The 14,400-nt window shown below is 60.1% G+C and carries 13 protein-coding genes; 7 read left to right on the forward strand and 6 right to left on the reverse strand.

The window, feature by feature from the left end; all coding sequences use genetic code 11:
• Positions 1–12 precede the first annotated feature (12 nt).
• Genes ON14_RS04670 through mscL form a run of 3 tightly spaced genes read left to right on the forward strand, consistent with a single transcriptional unit; the run spans position 13 to position 1,466 of the window.
• Positions 13–603 carry a 5-formyltetrahydrofolate cyclo-ligase gene (locus tag ON14_RS04670; RefSeq protein WP_010203501.1) on the forward strand — a complete coding sequence of 197 codons (591 nt, stop codon included), beginning with the start codon at positions 13–15 and terminating at the stop codon, positions 601–603.
• Between the two features lie 7 nt (positions 604–610).
• Positions 611–1,024: an FmdB family zinc ribbon protein gene (locus ON14_RS15410; RefSeq protein WP_010203502.1), complete on the forward strand. Its 414-nt coding sequence runs from the start codon at positions 611–613 to the stop codon at positions 1,022–1,024.
• A gap of 31 nt (positions 1,025–1,055) precedes the next feature.
• Positions 1,056–1,466 carry a large conductance mechanosensitive channel protein MscL gene (gene mscL / locus ON14_RS04675; protein ID WP_010203503.1) on the forward strand — a complete coding sequence of 137 codons (411 nt, stop codon included), beginning with the start codon at positions 1,056–1,058 and terminating at the stop codon, positions 1,464–1,466.
• Between the two features lie 276 nt (positions 1,467–1,742).
• On the opposite strand, the gene ON14_RS04680 is transcribed toward mscL, so the two are convergent.
• A complete protein-coding gene (locus ON14_RS04680; RefSeq protein ID WP_010203506.1) occupies positions 1,743–5,540 on the reverse strand; it encodes a DEAD/DEAH box helicase in 3,798 nt (1,265 codons plus the stop codon).
• A gap of 115 nt (positions 5,541–5,655) precedes the next feature.
• Here ON14_RS04680 and ON14_RS04685 point away from each other — a divergent pair, with 115 nt between their 5' ends.
• Positions 5,656–6,954 carry a hypothetical protein gene (locus tag ON14_RS04685; RefSeq protein WP_010203507.1) on the forward strand — a complete coding sequence of 433 codons (1,299 nt, stop codon included), beginning with the start codon at positions 5,656–5,658 and terminating at the stop codon, positions 6,952–6,954.
• A gap of 65 nt (positions 6,955–7,019) precedes the next feature.
• On the opposite strand, the gene ON14_RS04690 is transcribed toward ON14_RS04685, so the two are convergent.
• On the reverse strand, positions 7,020–7,301 hold the full coding sequence (locus ON14_RS04690; protein WP_010203508.1) for a (Fe-S)-cluster assembly protein: 282 nt from the start codon (positions 7,299–7,301) through the stop codon (positions 7,020–7,022).
• Positions 7,302–7,488: 187 nt separating this feature from the next.
• Here ON14_RS04690 and nhaA point away from each other — a divergent pair, with 187 nt between their 5' ends.
• Positions 7,489–8,823, forward strand: coding sequence for a Na+/H+ antiporter NhaA (nhaA, locus tag ON14_RS04695; RefSeq protein WP_010203510.1), 1,335 nt, complete (start codon positions 7,489–7,491; stop codon positions 8,821–8,823).
• Positions 8,824–8,859: 36 nt separating this feature from the next.
• Positions 8,860–9,501: a pyridoxamine 5'-phosphate oxidase gene (gene pdxH / locus ON14_RS04700; protein ID WP_010203512.1), complete on the forward strand. Its 642-nt coding sequence runs from the start codon at positions 8,860–8,862 to the stop codon at positions 9,499–9,501.
• Between the two features lie 118 nt (positions 9,502–9,619).
• Here the strand turns inward: pdxH and ON14_RS04705 are convergent, their stop codons facing one another.
• Both ON14_RS04705 and ON14_RS04710 read right to left on the reverse strand, forming a co-directional pair.
• The gene (locus tag ON14_RS04705; RefSeq protein WP_010203513.1) at positions 9,620–10,837 is read right to left on the reverse strand and encodes an ammonium transporter; all 1,218 of its coding nucleotides are present in this window, start codon (positions 10,835–10,837) and stop codon (positions 9,620–9,622) included.
• A gap of 225 nt (positions 10,838–11,062) precedes the next feature.
• Complete coding sequence (locus ON14_RS04710) at positions 11,063–11,959, reverse strand: SDR family oxidoreductase (protein ID WP_010203514.1); 897 nt, start codon at positions 11,957–11,959, stop codon at positions 11,063–11,065.
• A gap of 134 nt (positions 11,960–12,093) precedes the next feature.
• Here ON14_RS04710 and ON14_RS04715 point away from each other — a divergent pair, with 134 nt between their 5' ends.
• Complete coding sequence (locus tag ON14_RS04715; RefSeq protein ID WP_010203515.1) at positions 12,094–12,396, forward strand: hypothetical protein; 303 nt, start codon at positions 12,094–12,096, stop codon at positions 12,394–12,396.
• Positions 12,397–12,474: 78 nt separating this feature from the next.
• Here the strand turns inward: ON14_RS04715 and ON14_RS04720 are convergent, their stop codons facing one another.
• Both ON14_RS04720 and ON14_RS04725 read right to left on the reverse strand, forming a co-directional pair.
• Entirely contained in the window at positions 12,475–13,152 is a 678-nt protein-coding gene (locus ON14_RS04720; protein ID WP_010203516.1) for a response regulator transcription factor, read from the reverse strand.
• Complete coding sequence (locus ON14_RS04725; protein ID WP_010203517.1) at positions 13,149–14,387, reverse strand: histidine kinase; 1,239 nt, start codon at positions 14,385–14,387, stop codon at positions 13,149–13,151. Before ON14_RS04725 ends, ON14_RS04720 begins: the two co-directional genes overlap by 4 nt.
• Between the last annotated feature and the right edge of the window lie 13 nt (positions 14,388–14,400).

The raw sequence follows: 14,400 nt of genomic DNA on the forward strand, positions 1-14,400 counted from the left end.
AGAATGGTGAATATGACCGACGACGTCAGTCACGATAAACGTGCACTTAGGGCCGAATTACGCGAACGCCGCCGCATCTGTACCGCCAAAGAGCGGGAAGAATCTGAAGCGGGGGTGACCGCGAACCTTATCGAACTCGCTACCCGGCTTGAATCGAAATCGGTCGCCGCTTACCTCTCAACCACTGACGAACCCCAAACTCGCGGTTTTCTCCGTTGGGCTTGCGAACACGACATCAGTGTTCTGCTCCCCATCTCCCGCGCCGATGGCTTGCTCGACTGGGCACCCTATGACGGCGAAGAAGAAGACAACGACCTCATTGGAATGCCAGCTCCCACGAGTGAAGTTCTCGGCCCAATCGCCATCAACGACGTCGACCTGATCATTGTGCCCGCGGCATCTGTAGACCGCACCGGCATGCGCATGGGCTGGGGCCGCGGCTACTTCGATAAGACGCTCGGCTCCATGGAGACCAAGCCCCCCATCTACGCCGTGATCTTTGAAAGCGAATTCGTGGATGCTGTTCCTACAGAAATTCATGACCAACCTGTCAATGGCATAGTCACTCCCTCGGGAATTGTGACCATTACCGAGCACAACTAAGGATCTAGTGCCTACTTACTCTTACCGCTGCACCGAATGCGACAACGCTTTCGATATTCAGCAGTCATTCACCGATGACTCGCTTACGGTGTGCCCAACTTGCCAAGGAAAACTCCGCAAGGTGTTCTCGGCAGTCGGTGTGACCTTCAACGGCTCCGGCTTCTACCGCAACGATTCCCGCGCCACGACAAGCTCAAGCGACTCGAGTTCGTCGGGTAAATCGTCGCCAAGCAAGGGGTCTTCAGACTCGTCATCGAGCTCCTCCGGAAGCAGTTCGTCGGAGTCGGGATCATCAAGTTCGGGGGCTTCAGGCTCCGGCTCATCCGGGTCGTCCTCTGGGTCTTCCTCCGGGTCTTCCTCTGGCTCAACTTCGTCGTCTTCCTCGCCAGCCTCTTCTTCTTCGGCGGCAAAAGCGTCATAGTTGACGCATCCCCCACGAGAAGGAGCACCAAATGTTAAGCGGATTTAAGGCCTTTATTTTGCGCGGCAACGTCATTGACCTTGCCGTCGCGGTGGTCATTGGCGCTGCATTCACCGCAGTCGTCAACACGATCGTCGAGGCAGTCTTCAACCCCCTCATCGGAGCACTCTTCAATGCCGAGAACCTTGCCAAAGCACTGCCGGTAGCCATTCCCAACGCTGGCGGTGAGGATGCCGTCATCTACTTCGGCGCCGTAATCGCGGCCATCATCCAGTTCTTGCTCATCGCTGTCGTCGTGTACTTCGCAATCGTCGCGCCGATGAACTACGCGAACAAGCTTGCCAACGCTCGCAAGCCTGTCGTCGTCGAGCCAGAAGCCGGACCAACTGAAGCCGAGTTGCTTGTTCAGATCCGCGACCTTCTCGCGGTACAAAAGAGCTAGTTACTCGCCGCTACCCCGTAGCCCCCGAACTGTCGACGGGCGGCCAAGGCACTACCCCCAATGCGGAGGTTTGTCGCCCTTAAGCCGCTCGTCGTTTTCGTCAACGAGATAACGTTCCGGCTCGCCGGTGGGATGAGGGTCAGAGCCCTGAGGTGGCTCGGTTGATACCCGGCGGCGTTTGCGAGCGTGTGGTTTCGTCAGCGGCTCGTTAGCCGCATCGGCAACGTGCTCGTTATTCTGCTCACTCCGCGGAGAGCCGTCAGGGCCACTCACGAGTTACTGCTCGGGACGAGTGGTGGGGATGATCGTAATCGGCTCAGTAGTGGGTGCAGGCTCTGCTCCGAGCATCCGGGCCACCTTATCGGCAACCTGATCGGGGTCGCTGAAGAGTTCGAAAGCATGCACACGCAAGTAGTGCCAGCCGAGGCGACGCAACAACTCTGGGCGCAGGCGCAACGATTCACGCAAGCTTGACTCGTGCACCATGGCATCGGTTTCGATGGTTCCGCAACGACCGCCGCGGGAGGCAACGAGCCCCAGCTTGCCGCGGTGACCGAGAGCAACCCGTAGACCGCGCTTTTCTAGGCGACGCGCCAAATCCACGAGCATCGGATCGCTATCGTCGGGCACCGGAACTTCGGCGTAGCGGGCATCCACTTCGTCGAGCACCTCGGCCAGGGCAACAGCACCGTGCTTCATGCGACCATCGTCGAGGTCTTCTGAACGGAACGACGTCACAATCTCGAGCGAGCGACGAGCACGCGTCATAGCGACAGCGAGCAGTCGTTCTCCCCCGGGCTCACCCAAGGAACCGAAGTCAGAGAGCACGCGACCGTGCGGCGTGCGGCCGTATCCAATAGAGAAAATGACCCGGTCACGGCTTTGGGCCACAGCCTGATCGATCGTAGTAACCGTGAACGGTTCGGCACGATCGCCGATGATGACATCGAGCAATTCGGGGCGACGGCGGCTCACAGCATCCAACACTGACTGCATAACCCGCACCGAGTGCAGCGGGCTTGCCGTAATCACCATGAGCGACTCTTGCGGGCGCTTAGTGGCATGGTCCAGAACGAGTTCGACGACGCGAGAGACCTCAGCGTCAGGGCTTTCGACCGCACCAGAGTCAGGGTCGGGCATACCGACGCCGTCTTTGACGTAGCTGACGGCGAGACTGCCGTGGCCGAGGAAGCTTCCCGCCCACGGCAATGACTCAATCTGACCGTCGTAGAAACGGCGGTTGACGAGCTCAGCAAGTTCTTCGCCGCCGGGGCGGTAGCTTCGCGTCAACGTGAGAGTCGGCAGCAGGGCACTGAGACGAGCAAAGGCCGAATCTTCAACGAGAGCCTCGCGCACCTCATCATCGATCGGCGGCGGCGCATCCACAGTCGCATCGCGCACCGCGATCTCGAACGGGGTCGGCGACTGGATGACAGGGTCACCGACAACAACGACTTGCTTCGAGCGGCGGATTGCTCCGGCCACTTCTGCGATGGTCATCGCGCCGGCATCCACCAGAAACACCGTGTCGAACGGCATGGTGTCGACGACGGTATCGATCTCATAGGGCGAGGCAAGCCAGACGGGCGCGATCGTGCGCGAGAGGTGGGGCGCTGAGGTTTGCACGTCGAACGAGGTAAGGCGCTCTTTGGAGAGCGCGCGCTTGAGGGCGCTCGCTTCGTCTGGCCAATCGACAAGCCCGATCTTCCAGTTTTCCGCGATCTGCCATGACAACTGCTTGGCGTTGGCAGAGGCATGCGCTTCATCAACGAGGCGGAAGTCTGCTTCTAGCCGGTCAACAACCGAAGTGTTGGCATTGAGCAGAGCGCGATCCAGCTCGAGCATGGAATCGAGCGCTGACTTCCACCACGAAAGCTCGAGCTCCGCCGCTACCTGATCTTCAGGAACATGGCGCTTCGCCAGATCATCGATCAGAGGATTGAGTTTGAGATCGCGCAGGCTGCCCATGAGCGCCGTGCGCTCTTGCAGGTTATTGAGCACATCAGACTCGGCGGCGAGCGCCGAAACTTTGTCAATCAAGAAGGGAATCGGCAAGGCGGAGAGCTTGACGTGGGTGTCGGCGATCCCCAACGGAATGTCGAGAGCACCGAGATCTTCTGACACCTGCTGGTACGAACGCTGAACTTCGCCAATTCCGACCGGCACGGCCGGGCTAGCGCCCTCAGCCACAAAACGGTGCCACAGCACACGCTGCTTTTGGATGCGCATGAGCGCGGCATGCATGTCATTGACGCGCACACCAGGACGCACGTACTCGAGCGCAAGCTTCTTGAGCCGACGACGATTGGAATTCGTCATATCGGGAAAATCACGACGCGGTGCTGTTGCCGCAATGAGTTCCGTGATCGCCCGATCGAACACCGTCGGAACGAAACGGTCGAGAGTCTCCCGAAGATCAACGAGCAGGCGCAAATACACGCCCAACTCTTCAATGCTCTGGAAGGGACGCATCCGAGTGTTTGACACCAGACGGTTCGCGACATCCAACAGCTCAGAGAGCTGACCGTTGACGCGCTTCGCGATCTCGTGTGCCTTAAGCGCTTCGCCGCCATTGGCAAACTGCGCGCCGTACCAAGGTGAATCGCCGGGACCGTACTTGAACTCGCCAAGCTTGGCAGCAGCAATGATCACGCCGGTAGCAGAGCTACGATCCTTCGCGAGCTTCTCTACAGCCTCGCGCGACAGGCGAGCAGTCGTCGATGGCGGGGTCGGCAACAACGCCAAACGGCTGAGCTCGGAAACACAATCGAGAACCGAGACACCGAGAACATCATCGGCAACCGACATCGACCCGCGGTAGTCGAGCATGATCTTGCGCAGACGCAGCAGGGCGTCATCCACGTCTTCGATCTGAGGATGCGTGGCCTTCTCGCTGCGAGAAATTGAGCGAATGATGTCGCGACGCAGAGTGCGCGGGGCGACCGCGAGACCGGGAAGCCCAATATCGCCGAAGCGGTCAGCGATCGAATGCAGTGACGCACGACGTGGAGTCACGATAAGAACGCGCTTGTTCTGCGCAACCAGAGCACCGACCGCGTTAACGATGGTTTGCGTTCCGCCAGTACCCGGCAGGGTGCGCACCACCAGCGAGTTGCCGGCCCCAATCTGGGCGATAACGTTTTCTTGCTCGGCATCTGCATCGAGCAGCAGGTTATCGGTTTGCGGCGAGCGTTGATCGGCCGAGAGTGCCGGAACGGGAGAGTAACCCTCCTTGATGGTCCACGCTGCCGCGGTGTTACCCGCCAGCGCATCCAAGATCGGGTTCTTCAGCTCAGCAGCGTCGTCAGTCATACCCGGAGCGACATCAGCAAACGACGACACCACCAAGCGAGGACTTACCGCAAAGTTCGAGAGGTGCGAGGTGAGGCCGCGCAGGCGATCAATGACCGGGTTCGGCTTGAACGTGCCATCGGCATCCGCGAGAGCAACAAACGATTGGGAATCAAGACGCAAATGGAATTGTTCGTCGAGAGCACGAGCGAGTTCTGGATTGAGGTAGGCAGCACCGCGCAGCTTGAGCTCAAAGTCACGACCATGACGACGGATGGCGAGGGGGCGCAATAACACCGGGGCGCAGTATTCGACGTCCTCGTGGTTCCACCGCGCAATGCCGATACCCAAGTGCACCGAATCGATTCCGCGAGCCGTTGACAGCTCGAGCCCCTTCGCCGCGACGGCGCCGGCGGCGACCTTTGCCGATCGCAACGCAACATCGTCACGGATGAGGCTGGAGAGCAAGGTGCGCTTGCCGGTAATGAACTGGGCGAGGCCGCCGGGATGCGTCGTAGAGAGTTCGACGCGTGTTCGCGGCGAATCTACGAAATGCAACAGTGGCGACTGGCCACCCAGTGCGGACAATTGCGAACGCCACAGCGTCCACGTGGGCTCTGCAACGTTTCCGGCCATGATGTTCGGCTCACCAAAACTCAGCGTGTGAGGCGCTGTTACCTGAATATGGGGATGGGAGTGCTCGTTTTCACCGTCGTCGACGTTCTCGTCAACCGAATCTGGGTCAACCGAGAAGTCATCTGAAACTTTATCTGCACGCCACACACCGCCACCTTAAGCGTCTAACTGCAAAAAATGGTGCAACCACCACGAGTTTCGTCAGACTCAATGGCTGGCCGTACCCCCAGTTGTTGCGGCACACGGCCCTAGAATACGACTCATGGTGCCCTTCGATCTTCCCCTCGTAGTCGCCACTGCTGCCGTAGACGTAGCCCGCGGCACGACGATCGCCATCGTCGCGTTGCTTGTTCTTGTGCTTGTGCTTGGCGTTGCCGCGTTCGTTGTCCTCTTTCGCCGTGGGGGTGATCGTGCCAGCCGTGGCACACCCTCGCAAGCGACCCTCGAGAGCACGGCGGCCGCGTTGCTCGTGAAATTAGATGACCGGCTCCGTGAAGCCGAGCACGAGGTGGGGTTTGCGGTCGCGCAATTTGGGGTCGCGAGCGCGCGCGATTTTGGCGACGCACTCACTACGGCACGGCTGAAACTGACAGAAGCGTTTCGCCTAGGCCAGCAACGTGACACCGCGGCGAGCGATGCCGAACAACTGCGGCGAAGAAACACCCTGCAGATGGTCGCACTGTGCAACCAAGCATTGGCGAGTCTTGACCGGTTCGATAGCGAATTTGCCGAACGGCGACGAACCGAAGTGGATGCTGGGCACACGGCCAGCGCACTGCACACACGACTCGGGGTGCTTCGCGATCAACTCTCGGCGGTGCTCCTGCAGCGGGAGGAGGCGACGAAACGCTACGGTGAGGCGGTTCTCACGGTCGTGACGAAACAGCTCACTCAGGCAGAGACCTTTCTTGCCTCAGCAGAGCACGGCGTGAATGACGCCTCCCCCGAGATCAGCCCTACCGGCGTCAACGCCGTCGCCGAGCGTTTGCAGGCGGCAGCCTCGCAGCTGCACCGGGCAGACCAGCTGCTAGCGACATCCGCGATCGCATTGACCGAGTTGGGCGATGCCGAAGTGGCTGTGCGCCGACTGCGAGCTACGAGCGAGAGTGATCTTCGTGAAGCTCGGATCGCGGTGGATCGAGCCCCCGACCCCACAACGGGCGCGCAGATACTGGCGGCGATAGCTGCCGGGGAAACAGCACTCGCGGCGACGGCTGTCGATCCCAACAGTCAGCGTGACCCGTTTCGACAACTCACGCAACTGGCTGATGCCGGTGCGGAATTAGATAGTGCCCTAGCGACGGCACGCAACCAGCAGCAGCGCTTCGATCATGCGCGCGCCGCGTACCGGGGAACACTGATCGCCGCCCGCAGCCAAATCGGCGTAGTGCGGGAACTGGTCGGGCGTGGTGGAGTGAGCGCCAATGCGCGCACCCGACTAGCGGAGGCGGAGCGCCAGCTAATGATCGCCGAAGCTGAGACTGACCCAGTGGAAGCGTTAGACGCCATCCGCCGGTCGGTAACCCATGCTCGAGATGCTGACGCTCTCGCCCGCTACTAGACGCAGGATCCGCGCAGCCGTGCGCTGCCAAATCCCGATCTAGCGAAATACCAGATGGTTGCTAGTTAGGCCTTGTCGACAACAGCAAAGTTCACTGCGCCGTTCTCGCCAACTTCGGCATCCAGAGTCTTATCGCTCAAAGCGATGGCAGCGTTTTCTTCGAGAAAGACGCGCGCGCCCTCAGCCTCAATTACGGCGTCTCCTGCCTCGGGGGCAGCAACGACGGCGACCGTGAGGTTAGGGGCACCAGGTTCTCCATTGATACGGAGACCAGTGGCTTCGGTGTTGGGATCTTGTTCGACAATCGTCTTGACAACGGTGGTTGCTGTATCGGTGAGTGTGAGCATAATTTGGTCCTTCCAAGTTCAGCGAGTGAACAACCCACACTCCCTTAGTGCGGAGTGGTCGGCAACCCACAGCGCTGATTGTGAGACAACTCTCATACGCCATGGAGGGAGCAGCCAGCGTCGATTCACTCACCATCGGCCCGCAATTCGCGTACCCACCTCCAAACGAGACCCGGTAGAATTGCTCGTGGAGTGCCGGGAAGTCTGGTCGGCGATTGTGTCGGCGACCCTGCCGACAAACCTCAACGTCTGGAATTTTGTGACCACATCCACTAAGAAACTGAGCCCCCGCAAGCGTGTACGCCGGTGGGTCACCATGGAGACCACCAGTGGAATCCTGCTGATGGTAGCTGCCGCGATCGCGCTCATTTGGGCGAATTCTCCGTGGCGTGAAGGGTACGCAGCGCTCGCCGAGACTGTTGTTGGCCCCGCCGCCCTTCACCTCGACCTATCTCTTGCCACCTGGGCCGCCGATGGTCTGCTCGCGATCTTCTTCTTCGTCGTCGGCGTCGAGCTCAAGCAAGAGCTCGTGGCCGGCAGCCTGCGCAAACCCCGTGAAGCAGCCGTGCCAGTCTTCGCCGCAATCGGCGGGATGCTGTTTCCCGCATTACTGTTCGTTCTTGTGGTTGTCACGATGGGCGACACTTCCGCGCTCGGCGGTTGGGCAATCCCCACCGCAACCGACATAGCTTTCGCCTTAGCGATTCTCGCGATCTTCGGTCGCGGCCTCCCCCGCGCGCTGCGCACCTTCTTGCTCACGATGGCCGTCGTCGATGACCTCCTTGCGATCGTCATCATTGCGCTCTTCTATACCGAGAGCATCGACCTGCTTTCGCTGCTGTTCTCGTTCATCGCGATCGTGCTCTTCGCCGTTGTCGTTCGTTCACGCAAGCCGCGCTGGTGGCTACTGGTGCCGCTCGCGCTCATCGCTTGGGCATTCATGCATGACTCTGGCGTGCACGCCACGATTGCCGGCGTGGTGCTCGGATTCACCGTTCCGGCCAAACTCGTCCACGGAGAGAAAGACACCCGAACCCACGCCTTCGATGATGCGGTTCGCCCAACATCATCCGGAATCGCCTTGCCAATCTTCGCGTTCTTCGCCGCCGGAGTTTCGCTCGGTGGCGACGAGAGCGTCAGCGACGTACTGGTGCAGCCCGTCGTCGCCGCCATCATCATCGGACTGGTAGTCGGAAAGATAATCGGAGTGCTCGGCACAACAGCGCTGATCACCAAGGTGACCAAATTCCGCCTCGCCGACTCGATCGGACTACGCGACCTGTTGCCAATTGGATTCTTGACCGGAATCGGCTTCACCGTGTCTTTGCTCATCTCCGAGCTGTCGTTCCCCGACAGCGAGCACACCACCGGCGCCAAACTGGCGATTCTCATTGGCACCGCCATCGCCGCGATTCTCGCCGCAATCAGCCTGCGTTGGGATTCCCGACTCGCCCGCAAGCGTGACATGAACGAAGACGGCATCCCCGACAAGAACAAAGCACTCATCGAAGACGAAGACTAACCAGCGGGCTGCTGCACGCTGTCGAAAGGATGCACCGTGTCTGACCCATTGAGCCAACACACCGACTACGGCCAACTGCCGCTCAATGATTCAGACGTGCTCTCCGACCCTATCGAACAGTTTCGGCTGTGGTTATCGAACGCCAGCGAAGCAAACGTCTACGAACCCAACGCGATGGTGCTTTCTACTGTGGCTGCCAACAGCTCCCCCAGTAGTCGCACCGTACTCTTGCGCGCCATCGACGACGCCGGCTTCGAATTTTTCACCAACTACAGCTCCATCAAGGGCCGCGAACTCATCTCGAACCCTGCGGCAGCGCTCGTGTTCCCGTGGTACTCCATCCACCGGCAGGTACTTGTGCAAGGAATCGCCCGGCCCGTCGCCGCAGCCCTGTCAGACCAGTACTTCGCCACGCGCCCGCGAGGCAGTCAAATCGCGGCACACGCCAGCGAACAATCGCAACCCATTGCATCCCGAATGCTGCTCGAAGAGCGCGTGAGAGAGTGCGAAAGCGAGTTTGAGGGCCATGATGTGCCTCGACCGGCTGACTGGGGTGGCTTCGTCGTTGAGCCCTCCACGATCGAATTCTGGCAAGGCCGCAGCTCCCGGCTGCACGACCGCGTGCGTTTTGTGCGCTCTGCGTCAGACAGCTGGGAGCGGATGCGCCTGCAGCCGTAACGGAAGGCTCGGCTCGGCTCGGCTCGGCTCGGCAGCATCCGGCCAGCGTGCAATTCGTTAACGCCAAAAGAGGGACACGACTGCGATAACAGTCATGCCCCTCCCGAGGTTGTGGGCTCTACTCGGCCGGTACGGTTCCCCGTGCCTGCATTGCATAACCCGACTCGCCGTGGACGGCGAGGTCGATGCCGGCGATTTCTTCTTCAGAAGTAACGCGGAATCCGATGGTCTTCTGGATGACGGTCGCGATGATCCACGACATTCCGAACGAGAAGACTGCTACAGCCAAAACGCTGATCGACTGGACAACAAGCTGCCCAGCATCTCCACCAACGAGAAGTCCGGTGTCGGTGGCGAAGAAGCCGAGGTACAGCGTTCCGATGACACCAGCGACGAGGTGGAGCCCCACAACATCGAGCGAGTCATCGAAGCCGAGGTTGTACTTCAGTTCGATAGCGAGGGCACACACAGCACCAGCGATGACGCCCAAAACCAAGGTCCAGCCCGGAGTCAGGTTGGCACAGGCCGGGGTGATCGCAACCAAGCCGGCGACAACACCGGAGACAGCACCGACGGCGGTGGCCTTACCCGTGCGCAGTTTCTCCACGACGATCCAGCCGAGGATACCGGCGGCGGGAGCGGCGAGCGTGTTGAACACAATCAGGCCAGCCTCATCAGGATCGCTAGCGGCACCGGCGTTGAATCCGAACCAGCCGAACCAGAGCAGTGCCGCACCAATCAGAACCAGGGGAACATTGTGAGGCTGCGTGATGCTCTTGTTGAAGCCAACACGCTTGCCAAGGACCAGGGCGAGAGCAAGAGCAGCGGCACCAGCGTTGATGTGAACTGCGGTACCGCCGGCGTAGTCAATCACTGCCGGGAGGCCGCCGAGAATGTCTCCGAGGTTCTGGATCCACCCTCCGCCCCATACCCAAGCAGCAACGGGGAAGTAGACGAGCGTTGCCCAGACACCGGTGTAGATCATCCACGGGCCGAAGCGTGCACGGTCAGCGATGGCACCCGAGATGAGCGCAGTGGTGATGATCGCGAAAGTTCCGCCGAAGGCCACGAAGAGCAGGTCGCTACCCGCGACACCTTCTTGACCGAAGTTGCTGAACGGGTTGCCCGAGAACGACCAGACCGAACCATCGATCGAGCTCATGTTCGCGCCGATGAGGATCCAGAGAACGGCAACAAGGCCGAGAGCTCCGAAGCTCATCATCATCATGCTGACTACTGACTTCTCTTTGACGAGTCCACCGTAAAAGAATGCCAAACCGGGGGTCATAAGCAGCACTAGTGCAGTGCTAATGAGTACCCATACCACTGTATCCATCTCAACCTCTTTCGCTTTGTGCGCCCTGTGCACACGTAACTCTTTTGGCGGATTTCAGTGAGTGTCGGGTTATTCCACTCCCACCGACCCGCACGACAAAGCATTCCGTCTTAGCGTTTCGGTGGGCCCTCAGTAATGTTTCGGGGGCGTTAAACGTCACCCGTGGGTGTTACAGAAACGTTTCGCGGACCCAGAGGTATTCGGGGAACAAGCTGTCAGGCTTGCCTAGGGCGTGGGAATGCCGCCATTAGCGTTGAGTGTCTCTCCCACCACATAGCTGGATTCCGCTGAAGCCAAGAAGACATAGGCCGGCGCCATTTCAGCAGGTTGCCCCGCACGACCAAGAGGCGTGTCGTGGCCAAAGCTGCTGATCTTTTCTTGCGGTTGACCATCTGTTACCTGCAGCGGCGTCCACACCGGCCCAGGAGCGACAGCGTTCACTCGGATGCCACGTTCGGCCAATTGAGCGGCGGTCGCTTTGGTGAAGGTGTTAATCGCGGCTTTCGTCGTCGCGTAATCCACCAAGACTGGCGACGGTTTATAGGCCTGGACCGAGGTCGTGTTAATGATGCTCGATCCGGCAGGGAGATGTTCGAGCGCAGCCTTGGTTATCCAGAACATCGCATACACGTTTGTCTTCATGGTCTGGTCGAAGGCCTCGTCAGTGAGATCTTCGAGCTTCTCGCAAAAGACCTGCTTACCAGCGTTGTTCACGAGCGTATCCAGACCCCCGAGCTTCTCGGCCGCCTCAGCGACCAAGGTACGGCTCGCCTCCGCCGTGGAGATGTCGCCGGGCAATAGGTGAGCTTGTTGGCCAGCGTCGCGGACGAGCGCGGCAATGCGCTCAGCATCGCTTTGTTCACTCGGCAGATAGGAGAGTGCGACGTCAGCGCCTTCTCGGGCAAATGCAATAGCAACGGCCCCACCGATTCCGGAATCTGCGCCTGTGATGAGCGCCTTGCGCCCTGAGAGACGACCGCTACCGCGGTAGCTGTCTTCGCCGAGGTCGGCGAGAGGCATCAGCTCCGAATCAAGGCCGGGTTCCGGCTGATGTTGCTTCGGCGGAGCAACCTTGTCAAAGCGAGTAGTGGGATCTACAAAGGTGTACTGATCGTGATTCATGGTCGCTCTTTTCTCCTCAGTCGTATCGCGGTCGCGCCTCATCCACCCTAAAAAACTGCCGAGGCTAATCAGGCCGAATTCACGGAACCGTCATGCTTTTCACAGCGCGCGCGGAGAGAACGTAGAGTTGGCCTATGGATGACACTGCCCCCGCCACAACACCAACGAAGGCGACGCCGCCCGTTAAGCCTTCGATTTTCGCGGTGCGCGTCCGGCAGCTAACAACGCCGTGGTGGCGTCTCGTCTGGCTCATTGGTGGATTGGCCTGGGCCGTGGTGTTCAACATCGTGTACGTCACGACCGGTGGGACTCAAGAGTGGTGGGGCATCGTCTCCGTCATTCCCATCGCGCTGCTGCTACTCGACCTCCTGCGCATCGAACGGCTAGAGCGTGCCGCTGAGCAGAAACGGCAAGCTGAGCTCAAGAACCGAAGCTAGTCACTGGGCGGGGTCGACCCGCTGAGCTGTGCGGCTGGCAGAGCAGTGCGCCCCGCTGAGCAGTGCGCCGTATAAGGGTCAGCGCACCCCGGGGGCCAGAAGGCCGCTTTCATAGGCGAGAATCACGAGCTGCGCGCGATCGTGGACAGCGAGCTTTGTCATGATTCGATTCACGTGCGTTTTCGCCGTGTGCGGTGAGATAAAGAGGTCGTCGGCGATCTCTTGGTTCGAATGACCACGCGCAACGAGAAGCAATACTTCACGCTCGCGCTCAGTCAACTGCATCAATTTTGGTGGAACAGGCACGGCTGCTCCTGCGGTGACTAACGGCGGCAAAACGTACTTCTGGATGAGGCTGCGAGTCGCCGCCGGAGAAAGCAAAGACTCCCCGTCGTGGATTGCCCGCACGGCGCGAACGATTTCCTCGGGCTCCGAGCCCTTGCCGATGAAGCCGCTTGCTCCCGCGCGAAGCGCGGCAACGAGGTTCTCATCCTCTTCGAACGTCGTGAGAATAAGCACTTTCGTCGAGGCCAGAGCCGGGTAGGCGCAAATTGCCGCTGTGGCCGCGATGCCGTCGAGCTCGGGCATCCGAATGTCCATGATCACCACGTCGGGCTTCAGCGCGAGAGACTGTTCGACCGCATACCGACCATTCACTGCGTCGCCAATCACCTCGACGTCATCGGCGGCAGCAAGAATATCGGAGACCGCCTGGCGAATGAGAGCTTGGTCGTCAACCACGAGAACGGTGGTCATCGGGCTTCTCCTTGGGCTATGGGCAATGCTGCGGCAACACGATAGCTGCTCCCAACGAATCCGGTTTCTACGGTTCCGCGCACCGAAGTGACCCGTTCGCGAAGACCGACTAGTCCGAGACCAGTGCCGGTAGTGGCGTCGGTGGGAACCCCACCGCCCACCGCCGCTGAGGCTGCGTCGTTCTCGTTGAGATCGGTCACTCGGCTCGGATTCGTGACCACTATACGCACGGTGGCATCATCCACTTCAACCAGCACGTGTGCACGACCTTCCACTCCATACTTGTGAGCGTTAGTGAGGGCTTCTTGAATGACACGGTACGCGACGAGTGCGGTAGCGCCCGAGACGACGGATGGCTCGCCTTCGATTCGCAAGTGCACGTCGAGTCCGCTGGCTTCGAAGGTTTCGACGAGTTCTGCGAGCCCGTCAAGGCCCGGCTGTGGGAGTGAGGCGTCGGCAGGGTCATCCGAATCGGAACGAAGCATGTCCATCAGGTCGCCGATCTCGCCGAGCACGACACGAGCGGCACTGCGAATAGTGCCAAGCGATTGTTTCGCTTTCTCCGGCCGCGATTCAAGGGATGCCGACGCGACTCCGGCGCTCAAGCTGATCACCGCAATTTGATGGGCGACGACATCGTGGAGATCGCGGGCGATGCGCAGTCGTTCTTCGGTGACGCGACGCTTGGCTTCAGCCTCTTTCGATTCCTCGGCTCGCACCGCGCGATCCGTGATCGCGGCAATGAATTCGCGACGAGAGCGGGCGCCGTCGCCGGCTGCCGCCGCGAAAGCAATCGTGAAAAGGAACTGCACGACCCGCGGATCGAAGACATCGCCCAGCGCAGCCAAGAGACTGAGAATACCCATGGCAAGCATTGCAGCGAGACCGGCGATAACGGTCGTTCGCCGGGTGGTCTGGTTCGCGAGGCTGAACATTGCTACTGCGATGGCGAGCACGAGACCGGGAGCAAGAGTGCCGGCGAGCGCCCCGACTCCGTAAAAGACGATGAAACCTGCAAGAACGGGGAGGGGCCACCGATGCCGCAGCGGCAAGATTGCGGCAGGCAGCAGGGTGACGACAAGCGTGAACAGGTTTGTGGAACGAAAGCCCGTCTCGGAGAACGGGATGAACGCCGCCAGGATAATGAGTGCGCCGAGAATGCTGTTGATGACCCACGCCGGAATACGCGGCCGCACCTGCTGAACTTCAGCGCGTCGTTCGATTGCTGTGGTCATTCCCCTATTGTTG

Source organism: Salinibacterium sp. PAMC 21357 (assembly GCF_000247645.1).
Taxonomy (GTDB): Bacteria; Actinomycetota; Actinomycetes; order Actinomycetales; family Microbacteriaceae; genus Rhodoglobus.

Excerpts from the sequence above, each read along its gene's own strand:
- ON14_RS04670 (WP_010203501.1), top strand. The coding sequence starts at position 13 with ATGACCGACGACGTCAGTCACGATAAACGTGCACTTAGGGCCGAATTA.
- mscL (WP_010203503.1), top strand. The coding sequence starts at position 1,056 with ATGTTAAGCGGATTTAAGGCCTTTATTTTGCGCGGCAACGTCATTGAC.
- ON14_RS04685 (WP_010203507.1), top strand. The coding sequence starts at position 5,656 with ATGGTGCCCTTCGATCTTCCCCTCGTAGTCGCCACTGCTGCCGTAGAC.
- ON14_RS04690 (WP_010203508.1), bottom strand. The coding sequence starts at position 7,301 with ATGCTCACACTCACCGATACAGCAACCACCGTTGTCAAGACGATTGTC.
- ON14_RS04705 (WP_010203513.1), bottom strand. The coding sequence starts at position 10,837 with ATGGATACAGTGGTATGGGTACTCATTAGCACTGCACTAGTGCTGCTT.
- ON14_RS04710 (WP_010203514.1), bottom strand. The coding sequence starts at position 11,959 with ATGAATCACGATCAGTACACCTTTGTAGATCCCACTACTCGCTTTGAC.
- ON14_RS04715 (WP_010203515.1), top strand. The coding sequence starts at position 12,094 with ATGGATGACACTGCCCCCGCCACAACACCAACGAAGGCGACGCCGCCC.
- ON14_RS04720 (WP_010203516.1), bottom strand. The coding sequence starts at position 13,152 with ATGACCACCGTTCTCGTGGTTGACGACCAAGCTCTCATTCGCCAGGCG.
- ON14_RS04725 (WP_010203517.1), bottom strand. The coding sequence starts at position 14,387 with ATGACCACAGCAATCGAACGACGCGCTGAAGTTCAGCAGGTGCGGCCG.